The sequence below is a fragment of the Enterobacter sp. Ap-1006 genome, from assembly GCF_011752835.1.
Taxonomy (GTDB): Bacteria; Pseudomonadota; Gammaproteobacteria; order Enterobacterales; family Enterobacteriaceae; genus Cedecea.
The window spans coordinates 47,804-62,173 of record NZ_VWWU01000002.1 but is presented as its reverse complement, the minus strand read 5'-3'; the positions used below and the strand labels follow the sequence as shown (position 1 = coordinate 62,173).

General features: G+C 53.2%; 13 protein-coding genes. 5 read left to right on the top strand and 8 right to left on the bottom strand.

What is annotated here, in order from left to right; genetic code table 11:
- Nucleotides 1-7 precede the first annotated feature (7 nt).
- Nucleotides 8-1,390 carry an amino acid permease gene (locus F3J28_RS07615; RefSeq protein WP_166874656.1) on the bottom strand — a complete coding sequence of 461 codons (1,383 nt, stop codon included), beginning with the start codon at nucleotides 1,388-1,390 and terminating at the stop codon, nucleotides 8-10.
- Between the two features lie 188 nt (nucleotides 1,391-1,578).
- A complete protein-coding gene (ydgH, locus tag F3J28_RS07610; protein WP_008456381.1) occupies nucleotides 1,579-2,523 on the bottom strand; it encodes a DUF1471 family protein YdgH in 945 nt (314 codons plus the stop codon).
- Nucleotides 2,524-3,067: 544 nt separating this feature from the next.
- Here ydgH and pntA point away from each other — a divergent pair.
- Both pntA and pntB read left to right on the top strand, forming a co-directional pair.
- Entirely contained in the window at nucleotides 3,068-4,597 is a 1,530-nt protein-coding gene (pntA, locus tag F3J28_RS07605) for a Re/Si-specific NAD(P)(+) transhydrogenase subunit alpha (protein ID WP_166874653.1), read from the top strand.
- 10 nt (nucleotides 4,598-4,607) lie between these two features.
- Nucleotides 4,608-5,996: a Re/Si-specific NAD(P)(+) transhydrogenase subunit beta gene (gene pntB / locus F3J28_RS07600; RefSeq protein WP_166874650.1), complete on the top strand. Its 1,389-nt coding sequence runs from the start codon at nucleotides 4,608-4,610 to the stop codon at nucleotides 5,994-5,996.
- A gap of 3 nt (nucleotides 5,997-5,999) precedes the next feature.
- Here pntB and F3J28_RS07595 read toward each other — a convergent pair whose 3' ends face one another.
- Nucleotides 6,000-6,923, bottom strand: coding sequence for a DMT family transporter (locus F3J28_RS07595; RefSeq protein WP_166874647.1), 924 nt, complete (start codon nucleotides 6,921-6,923; stop codon nucleotides 6,000-6,002).
- Nucleotides 6,924-7,144: 221 nt separating this feature from the next.
- Between F3J28_RS07595 and F3J28_RS07590 the strand changes: the two genes are divergently transcribed.
- Complete coding sequence (locus F3J28_RS07590; RefSeq protein WP_166874644.1) at nucleotides 7,145-8,059, top strand: LysR family transcriptional regulator; 915 nt, start codon at nucleotides 7,145-7,147, stop codon at nucleotides 8,057-8,059.
- Nucleotides 8,060-8,117: 58 nt separating this feature from the next.
- Here the strand turns inward: F3J28_RS07590 and uspE are convergent, their stop codons facing one another.
- The 4 genes from uspE to F3J28_RS07570 form a co-directional block, all read right to left on the bottom strand.
- On the bottom strand, nucleotides 8,118-9,068 hold the full coding sequence (gene uspE, locus F3J28_RS07585; RefSeq protein WP_166874643.1) for a universal stress protein UspE: 951 nt from the start codon (nucleotides 9,066-9,068) through the stop codon (nucleotides 8,118-8,120).
- A gap of 133 nt (nucleotides 9,069-9,201) precedes the next feature.
- Nucleotides 9,202-9,954, bottom strand: a complete 753-nt coding sequence (gene fnr, locus F3J28_RS07580) for a fumarate/nitrate reduction transcriptional regulator Fnr (protein ID WP_008456375.1) — start codon at nucleotides 9,952-9,954, stop codon at nucleotides 9,202-9,204.
- 192 nt (nucleotides 9,955-10,146) lie between these two features.
- Nucleotides 10,147-10,662: a methylated-DNA--[protein]-cysteine S-methyltransferase gene (gene ogt / locus F3J28_RS07575; protein ID WP_166874640.1), complete on the bottom strand. Its 516-nt coding sequence runs from the start codon at nucleotides 10,660-10,662 to the stop codon at nucleotides 10,147-10,149.
- A 113-nt stretch (nucleotides 10,663-10,775) separates the two neighbouring features.
- On the bottom strand, nucleotides 10,776-10,934 hold the full coding sequence (locus tag F3J28_RS07570) for a hypothetical protein (RefSeq protein ID WP_166874637.1): 159 nt from the start codon (nucleotides 10,932-10,934) through the stop codon (nucleotides 10,776-10,778).
- 166 nt (nucleotides 10,935-11,100) lie between these two features.
- Between F3J28_RS07570 and smrA the strand changes: the two genes are divergently transcribed.
- On the top strand, nucleotides 11,101-11,664 hold the full coding sequence (smrA, locus tag F3J28_RS07565) for a DNA endonuclease SmrA (protein WP_166874634.1): 564 nt from the start codon (nucleotides 11,101-11,103) through the stop codon (nucleotides 11,662-11,664).
- A 24-nt stretch (nucleotides 11,665-11,688) separates the two neighbouring features.
- Here the strand turns inward: smrA and F3J28_RS07560 are convergent, their stop codons facing one another.
- Nucleotides 11,689-12,612 carry a LysR substrate-binding domain-containing protein gene (locus F3J28_RS07560; RefSeq protein WP_039302512.1) on the bottom strand — a complete coding sequence of 308 codons (924 nt, stop codon included), beginning with the start codon at nucleotides 12,610-12,612 and terminating at the stop codon, nucleotides 11,689-11,691.
- A gap of 378 nt (nucleotides 12,613-12,990) precedes the next feature.
- On the opposite strand from F3J28_RS07560, the gene hglS reads away from it, so the two are divergent.
- Nucleotides 12,991-14,334, top strand: a complete 1,344-nt coding sequence (gene hglS / locus F3J28_RS07555; protein ID WP_008456371.1) for a 2-oxoadipate dioxygenase/decarboxylase HglS — start codon at nucleotides 12,991-12,993, stop codon at nucleotides 14,332-14,334.
- Nucleotides 14,335-14,370: the final 36 nt, after the last annotated feature.

Genomic DNA, 14,370 nt, shown 5'->3' with positions numbered 1-14,370 from the left:
GGATTCGTTACCCCACCAGCATCCACGTTGCCGGAAATGCTGCCAGCAGCATCAGGCAAATCATCGTTCTTTCTTTTAAATTTAGCGACTTTTCGTGCGTATGGGTACGACGCGCGTAAATAAAGACTAATAATCCAGGCGCATACAATACGACCGAAAGCAGCAGATGCATCGGGCCTGACGCATAAAGCAGCCACAAACCGTAAAGGCAGGCTCCAAAACCAATCGCCTTGTGCAGAGGGCGGGTCGCGATTTTTAGCAGGTATGCACCCACCAGGAAATAAGGCACCAGAATCATTTCTGAGGCGATGGTTAGCAGCGTGTTGTAGTCCGACCCGGTCAGCCAGATCAGCACGAGGCACACCTGCACGCTAATATTTGTCAGCCAAAGAGAAGCCGACGGTGCGTTGTTTTTGTTCTGACGGGCAAACATTTTGGGGAAAGCTTTATGGGTTGCCGCCAGCAATGGCACCTCTGCAGCCATAATTGTCCAGCTCAGGTACGCGCCGCACACGGAAACAATCAATCCGGCAGCAATAATCACTTCCCCCCACGGGCCCATCATTTCGACCATCAGGCCTGCCATAGACGGATTACGCATTGCAGCAAGCTCAGGGCGAGCAACTACGCCGAGTGAAAGTAGCGTGACCAGCAGGTAGACGCTGAGTGCGGCAATGACAGCCAGAAGCGTTGCTCTGCCAACGTCTTTTTTATTTCTTGCTCGTGCGGATACCACCACGGCCCCTTCCACGCCGATAAAGACCCAAAGGGTAATCAGCATGGTGTTTTTCACCTGTTCCCAGACGGGAACGCCGAGTTTAATACCGGTAAAATCGAGAGAGAAGGTGGATAGCTTAAAAGCAACTGCCGCCAGTACCACAAACATCCCCAAAGGCAGCAGCTTCGCAAGCGTTGCGACCAGGTTGATGCCGGCCGCCGTTTGTACGCCTCGCAGCACCAGCCAGTGCACCATCCATAACAGCACGGATGCGCCAACGATGGATTGCCAGGTATTGCCGTCGCCGAACAGACGCAGCTCAGGCGTGTCGGTAAAGAAGCTAAGGGCGGAGAAAACAATGACCAGGTAAGAAACGTTGGCGATCACCGCGCACAGCCAGTACCCCCAGGCCGAGAAAAAGCCGATAAGCTCCCCAAAGCCCTCACGCGCGTAGGTGAATATTCCGCCGTCCAGGTCGGGGCGGAGTCGGGTAAGCACCAGCATCGCCAAAGCCAGAAGCAGAATACCTACGCCAGTGATCGCCCAGCCGATCAGCAACGCAGCCGGACTCGCAACGCTTGCCATATTTTGCGGCAAGCTAAACACGCCTGCGCCGAGCATGGAGCTTAATACCAGCGCGGTGAGCGCTGCGAGGCCAAGTTTCTTTTCCATACGCATCCTGTTGAGGTCAGAAGTGTTCCAGCATAATTATTTTGCTTTTTCGCATATAAATGGAGGATCACGCTAAGGCGCGGGATTTTACGAAGTGTGCACACTGCTTGCAATGCGTGTGGTGCGATAAAATGATTTGAGTGCAAAAAAAAGGGCAGCGGAAGCTGCCCTTTGATTGATGGTGTATCTTATTTAAACAGGTCTGCGCTGACGGTTAAGTTGTTACCTTGTTCCTGCCACTGGCGAGTGATGTGGTAGAACTTAGCCCCTTTATCAGCTGCACGCTTCGCAACCTGGTAGGAAACTTCGGTCATGCTGCTGAAGTTACCGGTGAACTTAATGCTGTCAAATGGCACCATTTGGGCAGCCGTTATCTTGTTGACTTCCTGTACTTTGGTGCCGTTTGGTAGCGTTACGGTATAACGTGAACCCTGAGATGACTGGGTTTCAAAGAAACGGCCAACGTCGGAAGACGGCGTTTCTGAAGAAGCAACACCTGGAATTTCCACATTTTTGGCAGCAGCGCCGCCCGCGGCGAGCGCCGCTTTACCTGCTTCGGAGTTTGCTGGCAGCAGGTCCGGACTTTGCACAACGCGTTTTTTAGCGTCAGCTTTATAGATAAACGCCGTTACGCGCTGGTTGCCGCCCTGGTTGGTATCGACCTGGCGCACGATAAAGAAGGAGGCAGCCCCTTTTTCGCGTGCAGCTTTAGTAATGGCATCATTAACGTCCGGTTGGGTACGGAAGAAACCCTGAACGGTGACGGTATCAAAGGGTTCAAGTCGATAAGCCTGGTCTTTCGGCAGCTCCATCACGCCATTGATGACGCGGTTCTTAGGCGCATCGGCTTTAGGTGCATCATTCTTATAAACATCAGCCACGACGCGGGAGTTGCCGCTTTCGCCCATTGCGCTGGTGTCCAGCACGTAGAAAGAAGCGGCCCCGATAGCATCTGCGCGGCGAGAAACGGCGGCCACGGCATCGCCGATAGCATTAAAGCGGCCTGTGATAGTGATTCGATCGTACGGCTTAAGTGCGGCCGCCTGCTCTGGTGTCAGTTCGGTCGCCGCCTGAGCGGACAGCGAGGTGACGGAAATAAGAGCTGACGCCAGAAGGGTGTTCTTGAGATTCATAAAAATAATCCTTCGCCTTGCGCAAAATGAATACAGGTACTTCTCTGATTAGGACCGATTAGATGCCGATTATGGCTTGAAATAGCGTCCTTGTCTGCGGCATTTTTCGCGCCTTGTGCCTTCCCGGCGATGAATAACAGCGACAAACGTTATTAAGTTAAAAAAAGAGGCATTCACCGCTAAAACTGATAAAGCTTATGACTTATTTGGTTAAAATGTTGTTAAAAATGGTTTTTGTTGCGGCGTAGAATCATGTCTTACCGTCTCGGTTAAGCGTATTATCAGGCCTCGGCGTGTAAATAAAGATTAAAACAACTGTCTGAGCACCTGATGACTGAATTTTTGCGATAAAAATAGAAATACCAGGATGCGGATGTAGATCACAGTCGTTATTTTCAGTAGGTTATAAAAAGTTTGTTACAGATGTATTTTTTGTTGAAGTGGTAATGGAACAGATATCTGCCTGCGCGTGCGGGCGGATGCTTGCGTCTGGCCATGGCAAGGTCTGGCAAACCATCATCAAAAACAGATGGAAGGGAATACTATGCGTATTGGTGTACCAACAGAGCGGTTGGCCAATGAAACCCGTGTAGCCGCCACGCCGAAAACGGTAGAGCAGCTGATTAAACTGGGGTTCACTGTCGCCGTTGAAAGCGATGCGGGGAAACTGGCAAGTTTTGACGACGAAGCGTTTGAGCGCGCGGGGGCGATCGTTGCCAGCGGCGCGGATGTCTGGCAGTCGGACATTATCCTTAAAGTGAACGCCCCGCTGGATAACGAGATTGAGCTTGCTCGTGAAGGTTCGACGCTGGTCAGCTTTATCTGGCCGGCGCAAAACCCGGAGCTGCTTGAAAAACTGGCGGCGCGGAACATCACCGTTATGGCGATGGACTCAGTGCCGCGTATTTCACGTGCGCAGTCGCTGGACGCGCTTAGCTCCATGGCTAACATCGCCGGTTACCGTGCGATTGTCGAAGCCGCACATGAGTTTGGCAGGTTCTTCACCGGGCAAATCACCGCCGCCGGTAAAGTCCCGCCAGCTAAAGTGATGGTTATCGGCGCGGGTGTTGCGGGCCTTGCAGCGATTGGCGCGGCTAACAGCCTCGGGGCAATTGTTCGTGCGTTTGATACCCGTCCTGAAGTGAAAGAGCAGGTGCAAAGCATGGGCGCCGAATTCCTGGAGCTGGACTTCAAAGAAGAAGCCGGCAGCGGGGATGGCTATGCGAAGGTGATGTCCGAAGCCTTTATCAAAGCCGAAATGGCGCTGTTTGCGGCTCAGGCGAAAGAGGTGGATATCATCGTCACTACGGCGCTGATTCCGGGCAAACCTGCACCGAAGCTGATTACCCGTGAAATGGTGGATTCCATGCAGCCGGGCAGCGTGATTGTCGATCTGGCGGCACAAAACGGCGGCAACTGCGAATACACCGTTGCGAACCAGGTCACCGTGACGCCTAACGGGGTGAAGGTCATTGGTTATACCGATCTGCCGGGCCGTTTGCCGACCCAGTCCTCCCAGCTTTACGGCACTAACCTCGTCAACCTGCTCAAGCTGCTGTGTAAGGAAAAAGACGGCAATATCACCGTTGATTTTGATGATGTGGTTGTGCGCGGCGTGACCGTTATTCGCGAAGGTGAAGTCACCTGGCCTGCGCCGCCGATTCAGGTTTCCGCTCAGCCGCAGGCCGCTGCAAAACCAGCTGCTGAGCCGGTCGAAGAGAAAAAACCAACGTCTCCGTGGTTTAAATATGGCCTGATGGCGCTGGCAATTATTCTGTTTGGCTGGTTCGCAAGCGTGGCGCCAAAAGAGTTCCTTGGTCACTTCACCGTCTTTGCGCTGGCCTGCGTGGTGGGCTACTACGTGGTATGGAACGTCTCCCATGCTTTGCATACGCCGCTCATGTCGGTGACGAATGCTATTTCAGGGATAATCGTGGTAGGTGCGCTGCTGCAGATTGGCCACGGCGGCTGGGTCAGCTTCCTGAGCTTCATTGCGGTACTGATCGCCAGTATCAATATTTTTGGTGGTTTCACCGTCACTCAGCGCATGCTGAAAATGTTCCGGAAGAACTAAGGGGTAACACATGTCTGGTGGATTAGTTACAGCTGCATACATTGTTGCCGCGATCCTGTTTATTTTTAGCCTGGCTGGCCTGTCGAAACACGAAACCTCAAAGCAGGGTAACCTGTTTGGTATCGCGGGGATGGCGATTGCGCTGGTGGCGACCATTTTTGGCCCGGAAACTGGCAATGTCGTGTGGATTATCATCGCGATGGTGATCGGCGGGGCGATTGGTATTCACCTGGCGAAGAAAGTCGAAATGACCGAAATGCCGGAGCTGGTTGCCGTGCTGCACAGCTTTGTGGGCCTGGCGGCGGTGCTGGTTGGCTTTAACAGCTACCTCGATCACGGTCCTGGCCTTGAGCCGATTATGGAGAATATCCACTTAACGGAAGTCTTCATCGGGATCTTCATCGGGGCAGTGACCTTTACCGGCTCTATTGTCGCCTTTGGTAAGCTGCGCGGTAAAATTTCGTCTAAACCGCTGATGCTGCCAAATCGTCATAAGCTCAATCTGGCGGCGCTGGTGGTTTCCTTCGCGCTGCTGCTGGTGTTTGTGCGTACCGAAAGCGTTGGTATGCAGGTTCTGGCCGTGCTGGTGATGACTATCATTGCGCTGGCGTTTGGCTGGCACCTGGTGGCGTCCATCGGCGGGGCAGACATGCCGGTTGTGGTGTCGATGCTTAACTCTTACTCGGGCTGGGCCGCAGCGGCTGCGGGCTTTATGCTCAGCAATGACCTGCTTATTGTCACTGGTGCGCTGGTGGGGTCTTCTGGTGCCATCCTCTCCTACATTATGTGTAAGGCGATGAATCGCTCGTTTATCAGCGTGATTGCCGGCGGTTTCGGTACCGACGGTTCTTCAACCGGTGAAACGGAAGAGGCGGGTGAACACCGTGAAATCAGCGCGGAAGAAACGGCTGAAATGCTGAAGAATTCCACGTCGGTGATCATCACCCCAGGCTACGGCATGGCGGTGGCCCAGGCGCAGTATCCGGTGGCTGAAATTACCGAAAAACTGCGTGCCCGCGGAGTCAAAGTGCGTTTTGGTATTCACCCTGTCGCGGGGCGTCTGCCGGGCCACATGAACGTACTGCTGGCTGAAGCCCGAGTGCCCTACGACGTCGTGCTGGAAATGGACGAGATCAATGACGACTTCGCCGACACCGACACCGTGCTGGTTATCGGGGCTAACGATACCGTTAACCCGGCTGCTCAGGACGATCCGCACAGCCCAATCGCTGGTATGCCGGTGCTGGAAGTGTGGAAAGCGCAGAACGTGATTGTGTTTAAGCGCTCAATGAATACCGGTTACGCAGGCGTGCAGAACCCGCTGTTCTTTAAAGAGAACACCCAGATGCTGTTTGGTGATGCCAAAGCCAGCGTCGAAGCGATTCTGAAAGCGCTGTAAACGTTAGCCATCTTGTGAATGCCGCCCAAATGGGCGGCTTTTTTTTGCCTGCCCCGAGCAAAGCGCTATCCCGGACGCTATCAACAATGCACTTATCAAATGAAAAGTATGTAGCGGGACATTCAAAAAGAGGATGCTGAACGCGCCGCCGCTAAGTGGGATCAGGTGCGAGTAAATTTCTCCGCGAGTCGCGCCAATCGCTAAAATCCCTTTGTTCCAAAGCAGATAAGCCAGCCATGAAGGGAAGATAACGAGGTAAGCCAATCCGGCTAAAAAACCAGTGTTCAGATACTGGCCTTTAAATGGCTGCGGCTGGGGCATAAACGTAAAAACAAGCAGCGGAATCAGTACCAGCGCACCAATCACGGCGCTGACGACAACAAAGGCATTGCCGCCGATGGTTTTGGGCTTTAGCCGTAAAAATGCACAATACAGCGCCCAGCTTACCGCCGAGCCCATCGTCCAGGCATCCCCCTTGTTCAGATTTTTTAGTGTGTCGATATGCAGCAAATCACCCTGCATCACCAGATAGAGCACCCCTACTGAGCTGAGCAGAACGCCCAAAATGTTACGCCGTGAGATGGTCTCTTTGAACACCAGTTTATTAATGAGTAATACCAGCGCTGGCGTAGTCGAGAGGTAAATGGCAGCGTTGAGCGAGGAGGTGTATTGCAGTCCTATATACAACGTCACCGGGAACAGTACCTGGCCACAAAGCGCCAGAAAAAAAACTGTACCCCTGGCTTTCAACATTTCCGGCCACTGTTTAATCACTTGCTTCCGGTAAAGCGCCATTAACAGCAGCGCGGTCAGCAACCAGCGGGCTTCAGAGAGAACAATCGGATCGGCTTGAGCCACCAGCACATGCCCGACAACATAGTTACCGCCCCAGAACAGGGCTGCGAGGCTGAGTAATAAATACGGCATAGATTAATTTCCATCGTAGGCTATTAGCTGGATGCTAAATATCGTTTTTATCTATAATTTCGATAAAGCATCCGCCGAGCGCGATATATCAAAGTAGATGCAAACGGCTTGATGATTGATTTTACGGACGAATTGCGTTTTCTTGTCGACACAAAAAGGATAAGTGCGAGCGAAATGCAAAGCTAATTCATCTTTTTAATTTCAAGGTATCGTTTTTATCTATGGATTTTACTCTTCGACAACTGAAGTTTTTCATTGCTTTAGCACAGACGAAACAGATTTCCAAAGCGGCGACGCGCTGCCATATTTCGCAGTCCTCAATGACCGTCGCCATGCGCAATCTGGAAGAAGTGCTGAACAGCCAGCTCTTTCTGCGTCACGCTAAGGGCGTGCAGCTTACGCCGTCCGGTGAGCGCTTTTTGCTTCATGCGCGCAAAATTATCAGCGACAGTCAGCATGCTATCGAGGATCTGCAGTACCAGCCCGAGCTGGCTGCGGGAGAGATAACGATTGGCATCGCCAGGACGATTTCGGCCTATTTACTGCCGGCAATTATCAGTGAAGTCGAACAGCACTTTCCCCTGATGGTGATCCGTTTTGTTGAAAACGAGCCAGCCAGGCTTATTGAACAACTCCGGCACGGAACGCTGGCGTTTTCCCTGGTGCTTACGTCGAACATTAGCCACGACGCGGGACTTAACGTTGAGACATTTATTCGCTCGCAGCGCCGTCTTTGGGTTGCTCAGGGCCATCCGCTGCTCAGCCAGCCGGGTGTGAAACTGGCCGATATTGCAGGCGCACCGTTTATTATGCTGGATACGGATAAATACCCGGACGTCATTTGCCAGCACTGGCAGGCGAAAGGAGGGCGGCCAAATATCGTTTTTACCACCACGTCCTTTGAAACAGTGCGCAGCCTGGTGGCCAAGGGAAGGGGCGTCACTATTTTATCAGATCTGGTCTATCGGCCCTGGTCTCATGAGGGGTTACGGGTGATGCGAAAAACGATAGAGGATAGTTCAACCTACATGGATGTAGGCGCTGTCACCCTGAAGGAAAACACGCTGGTGGAAAGCGAGAGAATGGTGCTCGATTACCTGCGGGGCCTCATCATTCGCCTCGATGACAATGCCTGAGCCACAAATGAAAACCCCGCTGGTAATCAGCGGGGTTTATGTTTAAGAGGGGGCGACATCAGTCGTCTTCCGGGTCATCCATCTCAACCGGCGTCTGGTAATCGTCCGGTTTTATCACCAATAAATCACAGCGCAAATGGTCGATAACCTGCTCAGCGGTATTCCCCAGAAATGCCGCAGAAAGCCCAGTGCGCCCGACGGTGCCGAGTACCACAATCCCGGCCTGAAGATGTTCGGCCAGATCAGGGATCACCTCTTCCGGCAGGCCTTTCTCGACGTGCGTCATTTTTTCGTCAATGCCGTATTTCTGACGCAGCGCCTTCATGGCCACCAGATGCTGGCCGCGAATGGCGTCGTTATACACGCTCGGGTCAAAATCAGGCAGCTCAATGGCAATATTGATGGGGGTAACCGGATACGCGCCAATCAGGTGAACCTCGGTATGGTTGACATCATCCGCCAGCTTCAGCGTCTCTCTCACCAGTTTTTCATTCAGCGCGTTGTGGTAAAGCTCTTCGCTGGCAAGGTTCACCGCCACCAGCGCCTTACCGCCTTCCGGCCACGGCTGGTCTTTGACCATCCACACCGGGCAGGGGCATTTACGCAGCAAATGCCAGTCGGTTGGAGTGAAAATCACGGCTTCCAGTTTGTCATGCTGGTGCGCCATTTTTAGCAGCAGATCGTGCCCGCCGGCGACCACTTCCTGGATGATGGCTTCGAACGGGCGGTTATGCCACACCACCTTGATATCAATGGGAATACCGGCTTCGATATAGTACTGCGCCTGTTGCTTAATCCAGGCCGTGCGCTGGCTGATAACCCCTTTACGCATTGCGGTGCGTTCATCGGGGGACAGAAGCGTGGTCATTTCGTAGGAAAAATCATAGATGGGCAGGAAGGCTTTGATCCTGCCGCCAATCCGTTGATGCAAATAAACAGCTCGCCGCAGGGCAGGTTGATCGTCCTGGTTAGGATCAATCGCGACTAGCATGTTTTGGTAGTTTGCCATACAGGTCTCCTTACAACTGCTTAACCACAGTCTGTGAAGTAAGATTAACCCATAAGAAAGGAATGAAACAGGTGGAGAGCCCTTGCCGGATCAATAAAAGGGATAAAAGCCGATCCGGCAAAGGGGAGGGTTATCAGGCAACGCTGCGCGACTGGCCCGCGAGGTCGGATAACAGATCGATATTCTCGATAGTGATGTACTTGCCTTTCACCGCCAGCATACCGTTTTTCTGGAAGCGACCCAGCAGGCGGCTGATGGTTTCTACCGTCAGACCCAGATAGTTACCGATATCGCCACGGGTCATGGTCAGGCGAAACTCACGCGGTGAGAAACCGCGCTGCGCAAAGCGGCGAGAAAGATTGTAGATAAACGCCGCCAGACGCTCTTCGGCATTCTTTTTGGACAACAGCAAAATCATGTCCTGATCGCCTTTAATTTCGCCGCTCATCAGGCGCATCATCTGCTGGCGCAGGCTCGGCATTTTACCGGACAAATCGTCGAGCGTTTCAAACGGGATTTCACAAACCATCGAGGTTTCGAGTGCCTGAGCAAAGCTCGGGTGATGACCAGTGCCGATGGCGTCGAAGCCGACCAAGTCGCCCGCGAGGTGGAAACCGGTGATTTGCTCATCGCCTTGCTCGGTAATGGTGTAGCTTTTGATGGTGCCAGAGCGAATAGCGTACAGCGATTTCAGTTCATCACCTGCTTTAAACAGGGTTTGACCCTTTTGAATCGGTTTTTTACGCTCGATGATATTATCAAGCTGATCGAGTTCATGCTCATTAAGCGTGAAGGGGATGCATAATTGACTGATGCTGCAATCCTGGCAATGGATAGCACAACCGCCAGACTGAATTCGTCGAATAATACGCTTTTCAGGGATCATAGATATGCTCGGACCGTAATTGATATTGGTCAATTTTAACATCTTTTTCGCGATCAGGTAAGTCTGGCAGAACGTTATTCGGACAATAATAAAGGGAGAGGGTTAAAAAAGGGTCTTCATCTTGTTGAATTCCCTGAAACATTAAAATGCAGCCACTCTGTTTTGGAATAAATAGCCGCACTTTTGGCACCATTACAGTAATAAATAACCTTCATGGCGCAGCAGCCACTCTTTCCGCGCCACGCCGCCTGCGTACCCGGTCATCGTGCCGTTTCGACCAATGACGCGATGGCACGGCACCACAATGCTCACCGGGTTTGAGCCGTTCGCGGCGCCGACAGCGCGAGCGGCCCCAGCGCGGCCTAGCTGTTCTGCCAGTTCGCCATAATGCATCACTCGCCCACAGGGGATATCGCGCAGAGCCTGCCAAACCTGACGCTGGAAATCCGTGCCAGCCGTCGCCGTGGGCAGAGTATCAATCACCGCCAGATCGCCAGCAAAATAGTCACGCAGCTTGTCGCTAAGGCCCCCTGGGTTACGACTGCTAACGCGTTGAAACCCTTGTTTCCCATAGTGAATATTCAGCAACTGTTCCATGCGGTCGCTGTGTTCTTCCCATTCCACGGCCCGAAGCCTGAATTGTTCGTCGCACAAGATCCACAGTGGCCCAAGCGGGGTGTCAATCTTATCTTCCAGTATTGTCAGCACGGTATTACTCCGTTTTTTGTCAGGCCTGAACGAATGCGCGGCCCATTTTGAGGCTGAAAAGATAACATGCCCCCAACCGGGTCAGCCAGACCTCAAAAGGATTATCACCGCATCTAAATTTCCAGGCGGAGACGGAAAATAATGGCCGGACGTGGAGAAAAAAGTTTGATAACTTCCCTGACTTGTCGCCCGAAATAGTTAGCAACTGACCGTCTGATTGCGGCGGTGATTATTTCCCCGGTGAAGGGAATAATAATTTCTTTTACGGTCATTTGATTTACCTTTCTTTAACGTAAATGCAAACTTTATATTTTCATTTTAAAGATCCGGTGACATAAATAATTTGCCAACTATTCTGGAATATCTCCCACGGCTGTCCCGTTGAGCCTCAGGCAGGGCGAGGTTATAGTAGCGGCAGCTAACTCAGGAGGATTGACCGTGAACCTTGACGACAAATCGCTGTTTCTTGACGCCATGGAGGATGTCAAACCGCTGAAAAACTGTGCGGACAGCCAGTGGATCAAACCTCAGAAAGAGCACATTGGCGTGAAGCCAGATCCCACCCAACTGGACAACTTTCTCACCACCGACTTTTTGGACATCATTCCCCTCGACACGCCGCTGGAGTACAAGCGAGAGGGGCTGCAGAGCGGCGTCCTGGACAAGCTCCGGCTCGGAAAATACGGCCAGCAGGCAAGTCTTAATCTGCTCCGCCAGCCCGTGGAGCGCTGCCGGCAGATGTTGTTTGCCTACATTATGCAGGCTAAGCAGGACGGCCTGCGTAATGTGCTCATCGTGCACGGCAAAGGACGAGAAGATAAATCCCATGCCAACGTGGTGCGTAGCTTCCTTGGGCGCTGGCTGGCCGAGTTTGACGAAGTGCAGGCTTTTTGCGTGGCGATGCCGCACCACGGCGGAAGCGGGGCCTGCTATGTTGCTTTAAAAAAATCAGAGCAGGCCAAACTGGAAACCTGGGAGAAACACGCCAAACGAAGCCGTTGAGCGTCGGGATGGCGGCGAGCTCCCTCAGGACGGCATTGATTTACGAATCGACGACAGCAGAATTTGCGCAGCCGTTGAGAGCTGAGTGTCCACCCGCGTAAGAATCCCGATAGGTTCCCCGACGCCCGGAATCGGGACCGGAAGCGCGGTCAGCGTACCCTGACGCAAATCGTCCTTCACCGCGCCTGAAGGGACAAACCAGACATAGTTGTAGTCTACGGTCAGCTGGCGGGAGAGCGAAGCCGACAGCGTTTCGATGCAGGTTGAAGGCAGCTTGCAGCCCTGTGAAGCGAGCAAAGATTCCGCGTTGTCGCGCGGCACGGTGCCCTGGGGGGAGACCACCGCGGGCCATTCCATCACCCGGCTAAGGGTAATATTTTCATGCAGCAGCGGGTGGTTAGGGCGAACAACCAGCTTGAGAGACTCAAGGAACAGCAGTTCATAGTTCAGGCCCGTCATCAGCTCAGGGTCGGACATGCGCCCAATCCCTAAATCCAGCTCCCCGGACTTCAATCCCGCCAGCAGCATGGTGTTATTCATGGTGCCAACCTGCAGGGTGACGTCGCTCTGCTGCCTATGAAACTCGCCGATCACCGCCGGTAAAATACCCAGCGCAGCGGTAGGCAGCGCGCCAATCCGTATCACATCAGAAGGCCGGTCTTCCCGGCGTACAAACGACTGCCCGGCATGATTCAGGGCATCAAGCACTTTTACCGCATGGGTTAAAAACTGCTCGCCGGTGAGCGTTAGCTGAGCGCCTAACCGCCCGCGTTCGAACAGACGTGTGCCGGTAAGCTGCTCCAGCTCATTGAGGGTTTTGGAGAGCGCCGGCTGGCTCAGGTTTAGAGTTTCAGCCGCGCGACCCAGTGTTCCCTGCTGAGCGACGGCCACGAAAGTATGTAAATGGCGCAAGCGAATGCGCTGACTGAAGAGACCATTTTTTTCCATAAGCAATGTTAAAAACAGTCCGGCTTCGCTGACAAGCCTCGGTGTTGAATTTTGATAACTTCATTGCAAAATATTATTAACATTTTGTTATGGCCAGGCACATAACCACTTTAAATAAGAGAAGATTTTTTCGACAAAAGGGCGCTATTTTGCTGAAAAGTGATGCCGGTCTGCAGATTTTAACGCGGCCTGTTTTAGTTAATTTTTTGTTAATTTATACTCTTTGTGGCAGACATTCTGCATAACGCTGCGTTATGTAATGTGCTGAAAAAATTACTTTTTAGGTGCTGCAAAGCAGATCACAAAATGGAAATTCTTCCTGATAAGTGATCCACCAGGTTCTACGCTTTCAGCACTATCCACTGGAGGCATGACATCATGGCGAACACCCTCACGGCCGATGAGATTCGGGACAAATTTTCGCAAGCTATGTCGGCGATGTACCAGCAAGAAGTTCCGCAGTACGGCACGCTGTTAGAACTGGTGGCGGATGTAAACCTGGCCGTGCTGGAACACGATCCTGAGCTGCACCAGCAGCTCGAAAATGCTGACGAGCTGGCAAGATTAAACGTAGAGCGCCACGGTGCGATTCGCGTAGGTAAGGCCGAAGAGCTGGCGGTGCTGAAGCGAATTTTCGCGGTGATGGGCATGCATCCGGTGGGTTACTACGATCTTTCCCAGGCCGGGGTACCGGTACATTCCACCGCTTTCCGCCCGATTGACGACCAGGCGCTGGCGCGTAATCCCTTCCGCGTGTTTACCTCTTTATTGCGTCTGGAGCTTATCGACAACCCGACGCTAAGGGCTCGCGCTGCCGCAATCCTCGATAAACGCGACATTTTCACTCCCCGCTGCCGCGAAATGCTCGATCTCCACGACAGGCAGGGCGGATTCAGCGAGGCAGAGGCGAACACCTTTGTGGCCGAAGCGCTGGAAACCTTCCGCTGGCATCAGCATGCCACGGTTGACGCCGACACTTACCGCGCCCTGCACGACGAACATCGCCTGATTGCCGATGTGGTTTGCTTCCGTGGCTGCCACATTAACCATCTCACGCCGCGCACGCTGGATATCGACCGCGTTCAGGCGATGATGCCGGAGCGGGGTATCTCGCCCAAAGCCATTATTGAAGGCCCACCTCGCCGTGAGCGCCCCATTTTGCTGCGTCAGACCAGTTTTAAAGCGCTGGAAGAGCCTATTTTGTTTGCCGGTGAGCACCACGGCACCCACACCGCCCGGTTTGGTGAGATTGAGCAGCGCGGCGTGGCGCTGACGCCTAAAGGCCGCGCGCTGTATGATGAATTATTGCTCGAAGCGGGAAACGGCACGGACAACCTAAGTCATCAGCAGCATTTGCAGGAGGTGTTCAGCCGCTTCCCGGACAGCGATGCGCTGCTTCGTCGCCAGGGGCTGGCCTATTTTCGCTACCGCCTGACGCCGGTGGGCGACATGCATCGCCAGTCCATCAAACCAGGCGACGATCCGCAGTTGCTGATTGAGCGCGGCTGGCTCATCGCCCAGCCTATCATCTATGAAGATTTCCTGCCGGTTAGCGCCGCAGGTATCTTCCAGTCAAATTTAGGCAGTGACGGTGGGCAGCGGCAGCACGGGCACTCCAGCCGCAGCGAGTTCGAAATGGCGCTGGGTGCGGCGGTGGCCGATGAATTCAGCCTTTATCAACAGGCGGAGGATCGCAGCAAACGCCGTTGCGGTTTACTGTAAACGCGTTACCCTGCTGGGATGTCAGCTATAAGGAAC